Raw genomic sequence first — 15,181 nt, forward strand, 5'->3', positions numbered from 1 at the left:
CGCGGGCGATCCTCGCGGGGACGGAAGCCACCCTCGCGGTTGCCCTGGTATCCACCCTCACGCGGGCGATCCTCGCGGGGACGGAAGCCGCCCTCGCGGTTGCCCTGGTATCCACCCTCGCGCGGGCGGTCCTCGCGGGGACGGAAGCCGCCCTCACGGTTGCCCTGGTAGCCGCCGCTGCGCTCGCCACGGTCGCGGAAACCGCCACCCTCGCGGCCACCTTCACGGCCCTGGTAGCCGCCTTCACGGGCGGGACGGTCCTCGCGGGGACGGTCTTCACGGGGACGGAAGGTGCTCGGGGCGGGCTGCGCCTGGCTGCCCATGCCCTCGCGCAGTTCGCGCATCTCGCGGCGCAGGCCACGGATCTCCTTGGCCTGGTCCTCCAGCATGGTGGTCAGCTTCGAGAGGACCGAGAACAGCTCGTCGGCGTCCACGAAGGTCTCGTCCTCCTCGCCCTCGCCTTCCTCCTCGTCCATGACGCTGTCCTCGTCGATGGGGCCGTCCTGCAGGGCGCTGATCACGCCGTGCAGTTCGGCCGGGGCCTGCTCGTGCGCGGCGGCCTGAGTGGTGGTGTCCTGCGCGGCGGTGTCGGTGTCCTGCTCGGGGGCCTGCGTGTTCATCTGATCGTCGCTCATATCTGTCCTTTTACGCCTCTGCGCCCAGCCGCCGTCCGGTCCGGGACAGGAGGTCAGCGTCCCGCGCTGCGCTCCCGCACCGTACCACCTGACGCGTCGTGTCCGGCCCACGTGAACCTGAACGGGCGTGGGCGGCACTGGCTGGTGTGGCTGTGTTCGGGGTGTGGTTCCTGTCGGTGGCCTACCCGGTCACTGTCTGGCCGGAGTCGGAACACGGTGTCGGTCGACGTCGCCTGCCGACACTGCGCCCCCACTCCAGCCCGCAGGCGTCCCTCGAGTGTAGCACCTGACGCCGCCCGCCGGAGCGGGCCAGCAGAAACGGCCCCCACGGAGGGAGGCCGTCACGTCTGCCGGTGCGCCCGGAACCGGGGTGTTCACGCGCCTCAGGAACGTGGTCCCGGACGCAGAGGAACGGAGATCAGTACTCGATGGTCTCGCCGGGCTGCACGAGGTGCGCCGTCACGCCGCGCTTCTGCGCCTCGGCGGCGAACACCTGCGGGTCGCCGCTCAGGCCCGGGAAGGTGCCGTAATGCATGGGGATCACGTCGCGGGGACGGATGAGGTCCAGCGCGCGTCCGGCCTCCTCGGGCCCCATGGTGTAGTGGTCACCGATCGGCAGGAACGCCAGGTCGATGCCGCGGTCCCCGATGAGGCTCATGTCACCGAAGAGCGCCGTGTCGCCCGCGAAGTACAGGCGCTTGCCGCCGAACTCGATGATCAGGCCGGTCGGCATGCCGCCGTACGTGCCGTCCGGGAAGCTGCTGCTGTGCCACGCGGGCGTGAAGTATACGCTGCCCCAGGGCTGCCTGACGGTCCCGCCGATGTTCGCGCCGATGGCGTTCTTCGCGCCGTTCGCGGACGCGTACCCGCCGATCTCGGCCGTGGCGATGATCGGCGCGCCGTCTTCCGCGAGCTGCAGGGCGTTGCCCCAGTGGTCGCCGTGCGCGTGCGTGATGAGGATGCTGCTGACGTTCATGCCCTTGATCTGCTCTACGGTGTGCTTCGCGACGGGGTTGCCCTCGATGAAGGGGTCGATGAGGACGGTGTGCTCGCCGTCGCTGAGCAGGAAGGCGCTGTGGCCGATAAACGTGATCTTCATGGGTTCCTCCGTGATGGGTTGCGTGCGCCGTGACGGGCACGCCGGGCGGGCCGGGTCGTGACGCTCGTGTGCCCCGGTGTCGGCTGACCGTGAGCAGTGTGGCAAGAGGAGGGCGCGCGGAACTGTGAGCCTTCGTCCCAGGTGAGGCGAACGGGGGCCGCCAGGGCTTGAGGAAACCTTGATGCAGTGCGGGGGGTGGCGGGGACCCTGCACGTCCGTCCGGCCGCGCGTCCCCGACGCAGGCACAGGTGCACGCCAGGAATTGTTCGGTGAGGCGCGCAATTCCCGTCAAAACCTGTCAGACTGCACGCAAGCGGCCCCCTGTTCCCCTTCGGGCCAGAATCCAGGTTGTACGCAGAGGCCACAGCCCTCTGCCGGGCTGCACCGACCTGAACGTCTCAGGCGGTCACGCCGTTTACGCCCCCCAGCACCGTGCTGCGGCGTTTCCTCTCCTGCTGTGCCAAGGCCAACCATGACGAACACCGACACCGCCACCCTGACGACCTTCCAGGAAATGAAGCTCCCCAAGACCCTCAACGACGCCGTGACCCGCATGGGCTACACGCAGCCGACCGAGATCCAGGCGCTCAGCCTTCCGCCCGCCCGTCAGGGCCGCGACGTGCTCGGCACGGCCGCCACCGGCTCCGGCAAGACCGTCGCGTTCCTGCTGCCCCTGATCGAGAAGCTGCTGTCCGGCGCCGCCACCCCGCGCCGCACCCGCGCCCTCGTGCTCGCCCCCACCCGCGAGCTCGCCGCGCAGATCGAGGAAGTCGCGCTGGAACTCGTGCGCAACACGCCCCTGCGCGTCACCAGCATCTTCGGCGGCGTCGGCCAGAACCCGCAGGCGGCCGCGCTGCGCGGCGGGACCGAGATCGTCATCGCGACGCCCGGCCGCCTCCTCGACCACATCAACCAGGGGAACGCCAAGTTCGGCGCGCTCGAAGTGCTCGTCCTCGACGAGGCCGACCGCATGCTGGACCTCGGCTTCCTGCCCGACATCCGCCGCATCCTGAAGGCCCTGCCGGACCAGCGTCAGACGCTGCTGTTCAGCGCCACCATGCCGGACGACATCCTGAAGCTCGCGCGGGACTTCCAGGTGAACCCCATCCGGGTCGGCGTGCGGCACGGCGGCCGACCCGCCGCGAAGATCACGGAACTCGCGTACGCCGTGAGCAGCGAACTGAAGGTCGATCTCGTCGCGGGCCTCCTCGCCGCGCCGGACGTGGATCAGGCGCTGGTGTTCACGCGCACCAAGCACCGCGCGAACCGCGTGGCCGAGAAGCTGGAACGCGCCGGGATCAGCGCGCAGCGCATTCACGGCAACCGCTCGCAGGCGGCCCGCACCGAGGCGCTCGACGGCTTCAAGAGCGGCAAGTACAAGGTGCTCGTCGCGACCGACATCGCCGCGCGCGGCATCGACGTGCCCGCACTCGGTCACGTCATCAACTTCGACGTGCCGGTCAGCGCGGAGGATTACGTGCACCGCGCGGGCCGCACCGCCCGCGCCGGCCTGAGCGGCACGGCCATCACGCTGTTCGCGCGGGACGAGGAAGACGGCCTGCGCAGCATCGAGCGGTTCACCGGCAAGGCCATCGAGCGCGCCAAGCTGGACGGCTTCGACTACACGGCCAAGCCGCAGGAGGGCCTGGAAATCCCGCTGCGTGACCGTCTGGCCGCGCACCGCGCGCAGCGCAACGGTCAGGGCGGCGGGCGCGGCGCTCAGGGCGGCAACGGTGGCGGACGCGGCGGCCAGGGCGGGAACGCGCAGGGCGGCCAGAGTGGCCGTCCCAGCGGCCCGCGCGCCCAGGGTCAGGGCGGCAGCCAGGGCGGTCAGCGTCAGGGTGGGCAGGGCGGACAGGCTCGCCCGGCCGACAACGCGCGCTTCAGCACCGTCGCGCCCGCGCCCGGCGAGGCCCGCGGCAACGGCCAGCGCAGCGGCGGCGGACGCGGCCGTGGCGGCCCGCGCGGCGGCAACCGCTGAACGCCGACTGATCTGGTCTGGAGCTGAACTCTTGGAGTTCAGCCGAGCGGAACGAGTACCAACAAGTACGGTGTTGAGGAGATGGAAGCGGGCAAGCGTCCTCTCCTGCGGAGCTGTCCCAGTCATGGGCGCTGTTCTGCCCAAGAAGGGATGTCGGCGCTGTTTCCGTCATCCCTGGAATCGGATCAACACCGTATGAATCTGCAGTCAGGAACACAGGACGGGGAGGGACGCTTCACCGAAGCGTCCCTCCCTTCTGCTGTCCGGCTAACCTTTACTCGCGGGGTTTCACGCCCTTCGTCTCCTCGGGGTAGCGTTCACGCCACATCTGCCAGCCCTCGTCGGGGAACGCCTTCCTGGCTTCGGGCGCGAAGAGGACCGCCCCGTCGTGCTCCAGGTCCGCGAAGGGGGTGGGCGTCACCTCGGTGTCCTTCATGGCGGGGTGCTCGTCCCAGGCGATGAGGCGGCCCGACCCGCCCCACGCGTCGTCGGTGGCCCAGACGATGCGGCCCACGCCGATGAGGGCGCTGCCGCCGCCGCACATCAGGCACGGTTCGAGGCTGGTGTACAGGGTCAGCTGCTCCGGGTGTTCGAGCGGCCCGGCGCGGAAGAAGGCGTCCATCTCGGCGTGCGCGAGGCCCATGCCGCCCACGCGGTCCGGGCCGAACTTCTCGCCGGTGCGGTTCTGGCCCTCTGCGATCACCTGACCGTCCGGGCCGACAATGACCGCGCCGACGGGGGAACTGCCGAGCTCCTGCGCTTCCCGCGCGAGGCGCAGGGCGTGCTTCAGGAACCGGCGGTCCTGCGCGGCACGGTCCGGGGTTTCGGGCGTGGCGGACGGGCCCTGCTGTGCGGGCGCGCTGCCGGTGGGCGTGCTGGTGTCGGGCGTCATGCCCTGACTGTACGTGCAGGAGGCAGGGAGCGACAGGCGCCAACCCTTCATGCTGTGCCGCAGCTTACGAACGCGGCCCGCGGGGAGGGGCGGTCAGGGGTCGCCGGGCAGGTCGTTCGCCGCGCTGGCCGTCTGTTGCTCCTGCGCGCGCTCGTACGCGGCGCGGGCCGTCTCGTCGCCCGCCTCGATCACCGTGAGGGACCGCAGGGACCTGCCCTGGAACCACCCGAACTGCGGGTCGTGCAGGCCGAGTGCCTCCGCGACGGCGCGGCCTGTGCCCTCGTCCGGCTCGCCCTCCAGCTGGAACAGCAGGAAGCTGCGCCCGCCCGGCGCGATGCGGATGAAGAGGTTGTCGCCCAGCTCCAGCTGCTGCGTGCGTTCCAGCTGCACGGCCCGCTGCTGCCCGAACCTCAGGGCGTCACGGATGCGGACGGTGACGGTCGGGAGGGCCATTACGCCTCACCTTCCGGGCGTTCCAGACCGCCGAGCAGCATGCGCTCGAAGCTGACCGCCACGTCCTGCGGGCTCATCGGGCCGCCGGGCCGGTACCACGTGTACGCCCAGTTGACGCTGCTCAGCACGAGGTTCGCGGCCATCTTGACGTTCAGGTCCGCGCGGTACACGCCCTCCTGCACGCCCTCGCGCACGAGTTCGCGGTAGAAGGCCTCGATGCCGTCGCGCCACGCGATGACGGCGGCGAGCGGCTCGGCGCTCAGGTGCTTCCACTCGTGGAAGAAGACGGTGGCGCTGTCCATGTTCTCGGCGATGACGGTCAGGTGACGCGTCATGGCCTCGCGCAGCTTGTCCTGCGGGCCGAGCGCCTCATCCCTCAGGCTGAAGAGGGCCGCGTCGAACTGCGCGGCGGCACGGTTCACGATCTCGATCAGGAGCTGTTCCTTGCCGGAAATGTGCGCGTACAGGCTCCCGCCCTGAATGCCGAGTTCCGCCGCGAGGTCCCGCATGCTGGTCGCGTGGTACCCGCGCTCGGAGAACAGGCGGCCCGCCACGAGGTAGATCTGCTCGCGGCGTGAGACTGGACTGTCGGCCGCGTCCGGCGTGTGGGGGGAGGGGGAGTCAGGCAGGGACATGCTTCTGGACCGAGTGTAGCGCGTGATGCCCGGACGGACGTCATCTGCGCCCACCGTGCCGCGCGCCGACCCGCGTTAACATCGGGCATGACTTCTGTGCCAGGAACGCCTGACCTCGCGCCGCTCGCGGGCGTGCGCGACGAGGTGCGCGACACGCCCGCGTACCCGTTCACGCCCATCGACGCGCCCTTCAAGCTCGACCAGAACGAGAGCCCGCTGGATTTCCCGCCGCACCTGCGGAAACTCGCGGTGGAGCGCCTGCTGGAACGCGACTGGAACCGCTACCCGGACCTGCACGCCGAGACGCTCAAAGCGAAGATCGGCGCGTACGAGGGCTGGGACCTGGCGGGCGTGGTCGTCACGCCCGGCAGCAACGTCATCATCAAGCTGCTGATGGAGATGGGCGGCATCGGTCGGCGCATGCTGAGCGTCAGCCCGAACTTCTCGGTGTACGAACTCGAAGCGCAGATGCTCGGCGCGAACCTGACGCGCGTGCCGCTCCGCCCGGACTTCGGGCTGGACGTGCCCGCCCTGCAGGCCGAACTGCGGCGCGGCGGGCCGGGCGTGCTGTTCCTGCCGCAGCCGCACGCGCCGACCGGGCACCTCGACACGCCGGCGGACCTGCGGGCCGTGGTGGACGCCGCCGGGGACGGATGGATCGTGGTGATCGACGAGGCGTACCACCAGTACTCCGGCAGCGATTACAAGTCCTGGGTGCTGGAGCGCGGGAACCGCCTGTCCCTGCGGACCTTCAGCAAAGCGTGGGGCCTCGCGGGCCTGCGCCTCGGGTACGCGCTGGCGCAGCCGCCCCTGGCGGAGAACCTGCAGAAGCTGGTGAGCGCCTTCAACGTCAACACGCTCACGCAGGCCGTCGCGGAAGTCGCCCTGGAACACCCGGAGTACGTCACGGCGCGCGCCGAGGAGACCGTCTGGGAGCGCGAGCGGGTCCTGCGCGAACTGGGCGCCATGCAGCACCTGCAGGCCCTGCCGAGCCGGGCGAACTTCTTCCTGCTGCGCACGCCGGACGCGGACCGCGCGTACCGGTTCCTGCTGGACCGTGGCCTGCTGGTCCGCCGTCAGGACAAACAGCCGATGCTGGAAGGCTGCCTGCGCGTCAGCGTCGGCACGCGCGCGCAGAACGACCTGCTCGTCACGGCCGTGCTGGACCTGGACGCCGAACTGACGAACGGCTGAACCAGACGGCAGAAGGGAGGGGCAGGCGTTCGCGCGCCTGCCCCTCCCTCATGGTCCTGCCGGTGCTGTGGTGCCGGTCAGCGGCGGGGCGCGTAGCGTTCGCCGACCGCCACGCCGACCGGCGCGACCGCGTCGATCCGCGCGAGTTCCTCGGGCGTGAAGGTCACGTCGAGCGCCTGGACGTTCTCCTGCAGGTACTTCACGCGTTTCGTACCGGGGATCGGCGCGAAGTCCTGCGGGCCCTGCGCGAGCACCCACGCGAGGGCCAGCTGGGCGGTGCTGACGCCCTTCTCCTGCGCGAGCGTTTCGAGGGCCGTGACGACCGTGAGGTTCTTCTGGAAGTTCTCGCCCATGAAGCGCGGGCTGTGGCGGCGGTAGTCGTCCGGCGCGAAATCGTCGGGGGACTTGAACTGCCCGGTCAGGAAGCCGCGCCCGAGCGGGCTGTACGGCACGAACCCGATCCCGAGTTCCCGCAGGGTGGGAATGATCTCGTCTTCCGGGTCGCGGCTCCACAGGCTGTACTCGGTCTGCAGGGCCGTGATGGGGTGCACGGCGTGCGCGCGGCGGATCTGTTCGGGCGTCGCTTCGGACAGGCCGAGGTAACGGACCTTGCCCTGCTGCACGAGTTCGCTCATCGCGCCGACCGTCTCCTCGATCGGGACGTTGGGGTCCACGCGGTGCTGGTAGTACAGGTCGATGGTGTCGATCCCGAGGCGTTTCAGGCTCGCGTCGACGCTCTGGTGTACGTACTCGGGGCGGCCGTTGATACCTTTGAAGCTGCCGTCGTCGCCGCGCATGTTGGCGAACTTGGTGGCGATGATCACGCGGTCCCGGACGGGGCGCAGGGCGCGGCCGACGAGTTCCTCGTTGACGAAGGGGCCGTACATGTCGGCCGTGTCGAAGAAGGTGATGCCCGCGTCCAGCGCGGCCTGGAAGACGCGGAGGTTCTCGGCCTCGTCGGCGGTGCCGTAGAACTCGCTCATGCCCATGCAGCCGAGGCCGAGGCGGCTGACTTCCAGTCCCTGACTTCCCAGTTTGATCTTGTCCATGCTCAGTTCACCTGTTCCTCGTGGTCATACCACCGAATCTTCCGCTCGATCGCGCCGAGGCTTTCGTGCAGCGCCGCGATCTGTGTCTCCACGGCCCGCTGGTGTTCCAGCAGCAGCCCCTTGCGTTCCGTGACCGTGTTCTCGCCGGTATGGACGAGGTCCACGTAGCGCCGGATGAGCTGCATCGGCATGCCGGTGGCCCTCAGCGCCAGCAGGAATCTCAGCCATTCCAGCTCCTGCGGACCGTATCTGCGCTGCGTGCTGCTCAGGCGAGGCACCTCCAGGAGGCCCACGCGCTCGTAGTAGCGCAGGGTGTGGGCACTCACGCCCAGCCGCAGCGCTGCGTCTCCTATGCTCAGTTTCTCCTGAAGGTGTTCGGTCACTCCACTACCGTAGAACTTAGAGCGCACTCGAAGTCAAGCGGTGTATGGGGCGCGCATGAAGGGCGTGGCGGGCGTGGTGTGGGGGCCGGGTAGGCGCAGCTGGCGCGGGCACGCGCGAAGCTGTACAGACAGGAGCGCTCCCGCGTCAGACTCCGTTAAGAGTTCATAAACTAGACTGAGTCCATCATGAACAGCTTCACTGTGCGCCGCGTTCACGGAGTCGCCATTCACCACCCCCAACCGCTGGCCGTGGTGTCCGCCACGCCCGGCGTGGGCGAACTCTGCCGGACCCAGACCCCCGAAAAGGCCGACCGGGTGCTGCGCGCCCTCGCGCTGCTCGAACGCTACGAGCGCGGCGAACTCGTGGACCTCGCGCCCACGGCCGACCACGCCCCCGCACTGACCCTCATCGCGTCCGACTGAACACGCTTCCAGCGGCAGGCAGACGATGCAGGGGCCGGGAAGACACTCCCGGCCCCTGCGTCGTCTGCCCTGCTCCTACACGCCCAGGTACGCGCTCCGCACGCGGTCGTCGTGCAGCAGCTCGTCACGGCTGCCCTCGATGGTGACGTGCCCGCCCTCCATCACGTACGCGCGGTGCGCGATGCCCAGCGCCGCGAAGGCGTTCTGCTCGGCCAGCAGCACGCTCACGCCCGCCTGGTTGACGCGCTGCACGGCTTCGAACACCTGATCCACCACCAGCGGCGCCAGCCCCAGGCTCGGCTCGTCCAGCAGCAGCACCTTCGGGCGGGCCATGAGTGCGCGCCCGATGGCGACCATCTGCTGCTGCCCGCCCGACAGGCTGCCCGCCGGGTCCGCCCGCTTGTCCCGCAGGATCGGGAACAGGGTGTAGATGCGTTCCAGTTCCGCGTCGTTCCCCGCCGCGTCCCGGCGGTGCGTGAACGCGCCGAGCCGCAGGTTCTTCTCGACGCTCAGCTGCGGGAACAGCATGCGTCCCTCCGGGCACTGCGCCACGCCGAGCGTCACGCAGCGCTCCGGGCGGCCCAGCGTGAGCGTCTCGCCGTTGTACACGGCGTCCCCGCCGCTGGGCCGCTGCAGGCCCGACAGGGTCCGGAAGAGGCTGCTCTTGCCCGCCCCGTTCGCGCCGAGCAGCACCACGATCTCGCCGCTGTTCACGGTGAGGTTCACGCCGTGCAGCGCCGTGTACGCCCCGTAACGGACACTGAGGTTCCTGACTTCAAGCATGCTGGCCTCCCGGCAGTTCCGCCGCGCTCTGCAGCAGGTCGGCCTTCAGTTCGTCGCGCACGTGCGGCGCGGCGTGCCCGCCGAGGTACGCCTCGATCACGGCCGGGTCGCGGCTCACCTGCGCGGGGCTGCCCTCGGCGATCTTCTGCCCGTGGTGCAGCACCATGATGTGGTCCGCGAGCGTCATGATCATGCTCATCTTGTGCTCGATCAGCACGACGGTCAGGCCGCCCGCCGCGAGTTCACGGATGGTCCGCGTGAGCGCCACCGTCTCCTCCGGGTTGATGCCGGCCGCAGGCTCGTCGAGCAGCAGCACGCTCGGCCCGGTCGCGAGGGCCAGGGCGATGCTCACGCGCTTCTGCGCCTCCTGCGTCAGGCTGCCCGCCGGGACGTGCGCCTGACCTTCCAGGCCCACGCGCCGCAGGGCGTCCATGGCGGCCGCCTCGCTCGCGCGGCGCTCCTGCCGTTCGCGGCCCGTGCCGAGCAGCGCGTCCCACAGGCCGCTGCGCGTGCGGACGCGGTGCCCGAGCACGGCGTTCTCCAGCACGCTCAGTTCCTTGTAGATGGTGGTCGTCTGGAAGGTACGGGCCACGCCGAGCGCCACGACCTCGTGCGTGGGCAGGCGCGTGATGTCCTGCCCGCCGAAGGTGATGCGGCCACTGGTGGGCTTGTAGAAGCCGCTCAGCAGGTTGAAGAAGGTGCTCTTGCCCGCCCCGTTCGGCCCGATGATCGCCGTGATGATGCCCGGCGTGATGCTGCCCGTCACGCCCTGCACCGCCTGATTGCCGCCGAAACGGATGCCCAGATCCTCAAACGCCAGCATCGCGCACCCCCTTGCCCCGGCCGGTGCCCTGCACGGACGCACGGCGACCCCGCAGGTTCGCCCACACGCCCGCCAGTCCCGCCGGGAAGAACAGCACCAGCAGCACCAGCAGCGGCCCGAACACGATGTACTGGTAATCCTGCAGGCCCTGAATGCTCTGCTGCAGCACCCGGATGATGAACGTCCCCAGCAGCGGCCCGGCCAGCGTGCCGACGCCGCCCACCAGCAGGTACAGCAGGACCGTGAACGTCGTCGCGGGACCCGTGATGGCCGACCCCAGGAACCCGACGTACACGGCGTACAGCCCGCCCGCGAAGCCCGCGAGCGCCGTGGACAGCATCATGACGCGCAGCTTGTGCGTGTACACGTTGATGCCCGCCGACCGCGCGAGGTCCTCGCCGCCCCGGATGGCGATCAGGGACCGCCCGAACAGCGATGCCCGCACGCGCGCCACCAGGAAGATGGTCAGGGCGAGCGCAGCGAGCGCCAGGTAGTAGAAGTTGCGGGACTTCCCGAAATCGATCCCGAACAGCTGCGGGGCGAGCAGGCCGTTCAGGCCGTCGTTGCCGCCTGTCAGCGCGTCCCACTTGTTGATGACCTGCGTGATGATGACGCCCACGCCCAGCGTGAAGATCGCGAACACGTCGTCACGCGTCCGGAACGCCACCAGCCCGAGCAGCAGGCCCAGCACCGCGCAGATGGCGATCCCGGCAGGCCACGCGAGCCAGAAGCTCCACCCGGCCTTCAGGGTCAGGATGCCGACCGCGTACGCGCCGATCCCGAAGAACCCGGCGTGCGCGAGCGGCAGCAGGCCCGCGTACCCCAGCATGACGTTCATGCCGTACGCCGCGACCGAGAAGATCATCACGTTGATCGCCACGTCCAGCACGTAGTTGTTGCGCGTCACGAGCGGCACGACGGCCGACAGCAGCAGCACCAGCAGCCAGGGCCAGCCGGTCGGCAGGGCGCGCGGGGCAGGAGCGGCGCTCACGCGGTCCTCCGGAACAGGCCCTGCGGCCGGATCGCCAGCACCAGCACCAGCACCGCGAAGCCCACCACGTCCGCGAAGTTCGCGCCGACGAACACCCCGCCGAACGTCTCCGCGAAGGCCAGCAGGAACGCGCCCACGATGGCGCCCGGCACGCTGCCCATGCCGCCCAGCACGATAATCGCGAACACCTTGAGGTTCATGACCTCGCCCATGTTCGGCGACACCAGACTCGTGGGCGCGTACAGGCTCGCCGCGATGGCCGCCAGCGCGCCCGAGATGAAGAACGTCAGGGACGCCACGCGGCTCACGTTGATGCCCACCAGGCGCGCGCCCTCACGGTTCTGCGCCATCGCCTCGATGGTCGCGCCGGTCGTGGTGCGCTTCAGGAAGTAGAACAGGGCCAGCATCACGACCAGCGACGCCAGGATGATCAGCACCCGCTGCCCCGTCAGGCTGATGCCGCCGAAGCTCAGCATGCCCGTCACGGGCGACGGCAGGATCTTGAAGTCCGCGCCGAACACCTGCGGGTGCGCGATCACCGCCTCCAGGAAGAACAGCACACCGATCGCGGCGATCATCGGGTGAATGTGCGGCGCGGCCCTGAGCGGGTAGAAGACCACCCGTTCGAGCAGCATGGCGAGCAGGCCCAGCGTCACGGCCGACAGGCCCAGCGCCAGGAAGTACGGCACGCCCAGATTCGTGAGGAGCGCCCACGTCACGTACGCGCCCACCATGTACAGGCCGCCGTGCGCGAAGTTCGGGATCTTCATGACGCCGTACACCAGCGTCAGGCCCAGCGCGACCAGGCTGTACGCGCCGCCCAGCGCGAGCGCGTTGAGAAACTGCTGAAAGAAGATGATCACGGGTGTTGCCTCCAGAGAACCACGGGCGAGAACGTCCGGGCGGTCGGTCGTGGTCGCCACGGACCGCCCGGACAGGAGCGGGAGCGGCACGGAACGAACGGTGAACGAGAACGCCGCGCTCCCCCGGCTGGGTGGAGGAGCGCGGCAGGTCAGGGGCGAAGGGAGGGAGTGCCGCGCGGGCCGCGTTCCGTCGGCGGGACGCGCAGCCCGGCGGGCCGTGCGTCCCGCACGCGGGTCACTTCAGGCCGGGCAGGCGGAGCTTGGTGAAGTTGCCGTCCTTGAGGTACGCGGCGAGCACGTCGGCGTCCACGTGGCCCTGCGCGGTCACGCCCTTGATGCTGAAGATGCTCTTGGTGCGCGGCAGCGAGGCGGCGGCCGCGCCGACCTTGGCGCGGATGGCGACGGCGTCGTCGGTGGTCCCGGCGGCGGTCATGGCGGCCGCGACGATGTTCATGCCCATGTAGTTCAGGGCGGCCTCGCTGGTGGGGATCTTCTTGTACTTGCGGGTGTACTGGTTCACGAAGACCTGCGTGCCGGGGAACTGCGCGATGGGCAGCACGCCGACTGCGCCGTTCAGGTAGCTCTGCGGCACGACCTGGTTCATCTGCTCGAACTTCGCCTGGTCCATCACGATGAAGCCGCCCTTGAAGCCCTGCTCGCGCGCGGCCTTCACGACCAGCGCGGTCGGCTGGCTGGGCCCGCCGATGAAGAGCACGTCGGGCTTCTCGGCGAGGGCCTTGGTGACGGCGCTGCTGTAGTCGACGGTGGTGCTGTAGTCCACGCCGTTGTCGGTGCCGACCGTGCCGCCCTGCTTCTTCCATTCGGCGCTGACCACGTCACCCCAGGCCTTGCCGTAGGCGCTGGTGGTGCCGATCATGCCGAGCTTCTTGCCGAAGGTGCTGATCTCCTGCTTCACGAAGGGCGCCACGTAGTTGTCGTAGCGGGGGGGGAGCATGAGGGTCATGGGGTTGTTCGCCGCGAGGATCTTCGGTTCGCTGGAGTACGCGACGAGCAGGAAGTTCGGGTCGCGGGTCGCGAGGGGCTGCACGGTCAGGATGCCGCCCGCGTGCGGCACGAAGATGGTGCTGATGCCCTGCGAGGTGAGGCGCTTGACGTTGGTGGCCGTCTCGTTGGGGAGGTAACGGTCGTCGAGCGACACGAGGTTGAAGGTGACCTTCTCGCCCTTGACGGTGATGCCGCCCGCGGCGTTGATCTCGTCGATGGCCATCAGGATGCCGCTCTGGACGTCCTTGCCGTAGGAGGCGGCGCCGCCGGACAGCGGGCCGGAATAACCGATGTTCACGACCTTCGCCTGCGCGGAAGCGGCCAGGGCGAGCGCAGCGAGGGAGAGCAGCAGAGCAGGAGCCTTCTTCATGGGGAACCTCCGGGAACAGCAGGCCGGGACGTGCCCGGCCAGGAATGACCACTCGACACCACGCAGGGACCAGCACTGACCTGTGGGAACGGTGGACCGCCCGAACAGTCCAGAACAACGCTTCCATGCGTCCGCACCCTGGGGGGCGACGGGCGAAGTGAAGCGCCGGGACAGCGGGCTGACGGGCAGCCACCAAACACTCGTTTTAGGTACAGTGGCTCAGGATGGCATGGTGGGGGCAGGGTGTCAATAACCCCGACTGGGCGCAGAACGCCGGAGCTTTTTGCGCCCGGTGCAAGGGCATTCCGCACGGCAGCACAGCGGCGCGGGGCCGCCCCTCACCGGGCCGCTCCCGCGCCGTGCCACACGGCCCTCAGCGCAGCAGGTCCGCCGCGATGATCACCTTCTGGATCTCGCTGGTGCCCTCGTAGATGCGCAGCAGGCGCTGGTCGCGGTAGAAGCGCTCGATGGGGTACTCCTTCATGTAGCCCATGCCGCCCGCCACCTGCACGGCCTTGTCCGCCACGCGCGACAGCGCCTCGGTCGCGTGGTACTTCGCGACGCTCGCCATGCGCCGCACGTCCTGCCCGGCGTCCACCATCCACGCGACCTTCTGCCACAGCAGCCGCGAGGTCTGAATGTCGATCTCCATCTCGGCCAGCATGAACTGCACCGCCTGGAATTCCGCGATGGGCTTCCCGAACTGCTCGCGCGCCCTGGCGTGCGCGACGCACAGGTCCAGCAGGCGCTGCATGGCGCCCGTGCTGCGCGCCGCGATCCCGACCCGGCCGTTCGTGAGGATGCCGAGCGCCTCGCGGTACCCGAGGTCCTGCGGGCCGAGCAGGCTGTCCTGCGGGAGCGCCGCGTCCTGGAAGATCACCTCGGCCGACAGGCTGCCCTTCTGACCCATCTTCTCGTCGATCTTGCCGACCGTGACGCCCGGCGTGTCCATCGGGACCAGGAAGGCACTCATGCCCTTGCTGCCCCTGGACGGGTCGGTCACGGCGATCACGGTGAGCAGGCCCGCGATGGGCGCGTTGCTGATGTAGTGCTTCGTGCCGTTCAGCACCCAGGTGTCGCCGTGACGTTCGGCTCGCGTGCGGATGTTGGCGGCGTCCGACCCGCTGGTCGGCTCGGTGATCGCGAAGCCCGCGATGATCTCACCGGCCGCCATGCCCGGCAGGAACCGCTGCTTCTGCGCGTCCGTCCCGAGCCGCACGAGGCCGGACGTGCCGATGCTGGCGTGCGCGCTCACCATGCCGCCGAACCCCATGTGGCCCTGCCCGAGCGCCTCGTACGCCGCGCAGCGGCCCAGCGTGCTGAGGCCCACCCCGCCGTACTCCTCGGGGATGCTCAGGCCGAACAGGCCGAGGTCCGCCGCCTGCCGGATCAGTTCCGGCGGGATGCTGTTGCTGTGCTCGATCTCCTGCGCGCGCGGTTCGACGACGTTCAGCACGAAGTCGCGGATGGTCGTCTGGATCTCCTGAAGGTCACTCGGCAGCGTAAAGTCCACGGTGTACTCCTGTTGTTGGTCCTGCGGGAATGGCCGCAGTGTAGAGCAGGAACCCGGGCGAACAGGCGTGCAGGCCACCCGGGCGTCCG

Annotated in this window: 15 protein-coding genes and 1 pseudogene; 3 read left to right on the top strand and 13 right to left on the bottom strand. The window is 69.6% G+C overall.

The window, feature by feature from the left end; all coding sequences use genetic code 11:
• Both IEY33_RS17630 and IEY33_RS17635 read right to left on the bottom strand, forming a co-directional pair.
• Positions 1–635 (bottom strand): annotated as a pseudogene (locus IEY33_RS17630) (hypothetical protein); the annotation flags it as partial.
• Between the two features lie 418 nt (positions 636–1,053).
• Complete coding sequence (locus IEY33_RS17635) at positions 1,054–1,734, bottom strand: metal-dependent hydrolase (RefSeq protein ID WP_188964612.1); 681 nt, start codon at positions 1,732–1,734, stop codon at positions 1,054–1,056.
• A gap of 472 nt (positions 1,735–2,206) precedes the next feature.
• Here IEY33_RS17635 and IEY33_RS17640 point away from each other — a divergent pair, with 472 nt between their 5' ends.
• On the top strand, positions 2,207–3,715 hold the full coding sequence (locus IEY33_RS17640) for a DEAD/DEAH box helicase (protein WP_229671131.1): 1,509 nt from the start codon (positions 2,207–2,209) through the stop codon (positions 3,713–3,715).
• A gap of 274 nt (positions 3,716–3,989) precedes the next feature.
• Here IEY33_RS17640 and IEY33_RS17645 read toward each other — a convergent pair whose 3' ends face one another.
• The 3 genes from IEY33_RS17645 to IEY33_RS17655 form a co-directional block, all read right to left on the bottom strand.
• Positions 3,990–4,607: a nucleoside deaminase gene (locus IEY33_RS17645; RefSeq protein ID WP_188964613.1), complete on the bottom strand. Its 618-nt coding sequence runs from the start codon at positions 4,605–4,607 to the stop codon at positions 3,990–3,992.
• A gap of 93 nt (positions 4,608–4,700) precedes the next feature.
• On the bottom strand, positions 4,701–5,060 hold the full coding sequence (locus tag IEY33_RS17650; RefSeq protein WP_229671132.1) for a hypothetical protein: 360 nt from the start codon (positions 5,058–5,060) through the stop codon (positions 4,701–4,703).
• On the bottom strand, positions 5,060–5,695 hold the full coding sequence (locus IEY33_RS17655; protein ID WP_188964614.1) for a TetR/AcrR family transcriptional regulator: 636 nt from the start codon (positions 5,693–5,695) through the stop codon (positions 5,060–5,062). The genes IEY33_RS17650 and IEY33_RS17655 overlap by 1 nt, the downstream gene beginning before the upstream one ends.
• 87 nt (positions 5,696–5,782) lie before the next feature.
• Between IEY33_RS17655 and IEY33_RS17660 the strand changes: the two genes are divergently transcribed.
• Positions 5,783–6,889 carry a pyridoxal phosphate-dependent aminotransferase gene (locus IEY33_RS17660; RefSeq protein ID WP_188964615.1) on the top strand — a complete coding sequence of 369 codons (1,107 nt, stop codon included), beginning with the start codon at positions 5,783–5,785 and terminating at the stop codon, positions 6,887–6,889.
• Between the two features lie 77 nt (positions 6,890–6,966).
• Here the strand turns inward: IEY33_RS17660 and IEY33_RS17665 are convergent, their stop codons facing one another.
• Both IEY33_RS17665 and IEY33_RS17670 read right to left on the bottom strand, forming a co-directional pair.
• Positions 6,967–7,938: an aldo/keto reductase gene (locus tag IEY33_RS17665; RefSeq protein ID WP_188964616.1), complete on the bottom strand. Its 972-nt coding sequence runs from the start codon at positions 7,936–7,938 to the stop codon at positions 6,967–6,969.
• 2 nt (positions 7,939–7,940) lie between these two features.
• A complete protein-coding gene (locus tag IEY33_RS17670) occupies positions 7,941–8,321 on the bottom strand; it encodes a MerR family transcriptional regulator (protein WP_188964617.1) in 381 nt (126 codons plus the stop codon).
• A 186-nt stretch (positions 8,322–8,507) separates the two neighbouring features.
• Here IEY33_RS17670 and IEY33_RS17675 point away from each other — a divergent pair, with 186 nt between their 5' ends.
• A complete protein-coding gene (locus IEY33_RS17675) occupies positions 8,508–8,744 on the top strand; it encodes a hypothetical protein (protein WP_188964618.1) in 237 nt (78 codons plus the stop codon).
• Between the two features lie 75 nt (positions 8,745–8,819).
• Here IEY33_RS17675 and IEY33_RS17680 read toward each other — a convergent pair whose 3' ends face one another.
• From IEY33_RS17680 to IEY33_RS17705, 6 genes are all read right to left on the bottom strand, one after another.
• Complete coding sequence (locus tag IEY33_RS17680; protein ID WP_188964619.1) at positions 8,820–9,527, bottom strand: ABC transporter ATP-binding protein; 708 nt, start codon at positions 9,525–9,527, stop codon at positions 8,820–8,822.
• Positions 9,520–10,350 (bottom strand): ABC transporter ATP-binding protein, encoded by an 831-nt coding sequence (locus IEY33_RS17685; RefSeq protein WP_188964620.1) that lies wholly within the window; start codon positions 10,348–10,350, stop codon positions 9,520–9,522. Before IEY33_RS17685 ends, IEY33_RS17680 begins: the two co-directional genes overlap by 8 nt.
• Entirely contained in the window at positions 10,337–11,341 is a 1,005-nt protein-coding gene (locus IEY33_RS17690; RefSeq protein WP_229671133.1) for a branched-chain amino acid ABC transporter permease, read from the bottom strand. Before IEY33_RS17690 ends, IEY33_RS17685 begins: the two co-directional genes overlap by 14 nt.
• Entirely contained in the window at positions 11,338–12,204 is an 867-nt protein-coding gene (locus tag IEY33_RS17695; protein WP_188964621.1) for a branched-chain amino acid ABC transporter permease, read from the bottom strand. The genes IEY33_RS17690 and IEY33_RS17695 overlap by 4 nt, the downstream gene beginning before the upstream one ends.
• A 235-nt stretch (positions 12,205–12,439) precedes the next feature.
• A complete protein-coding gene (locus tag IEY33_RS17700) occupies positions 12,440–13,579 on the bottom strand; it encodes an ABC transporter substrate-binding protein (protein WP_188964622.1) in 1,140 nt (379 codons plus the stop codon).
• Positions 13,580–13,952: 373 nt separating this feature from the next.
• Entirely contained in the window at positions 13,953–15,092 is a 1,140-nt protein-coding gene (locus tag IEY33_RS17705) for an acyl-CoA dehydrogenase family protein (RefSeq protein ID WP_188964623.1), read from the bottom strand.
• Between the last annotated feature and the right edge of the window lie 89 nt (positions 15,093–15,181).

Origin of the sequence: Deinococcus aquiradiocola (genome assembly GCF_014646915.1) — a bacterium.
Lineage (GTDB): Bacteria > Deinococcota > Deinococci > Deinococcales > Deinococcaceae > Deinococcus > Deinococcus aquiradiocola.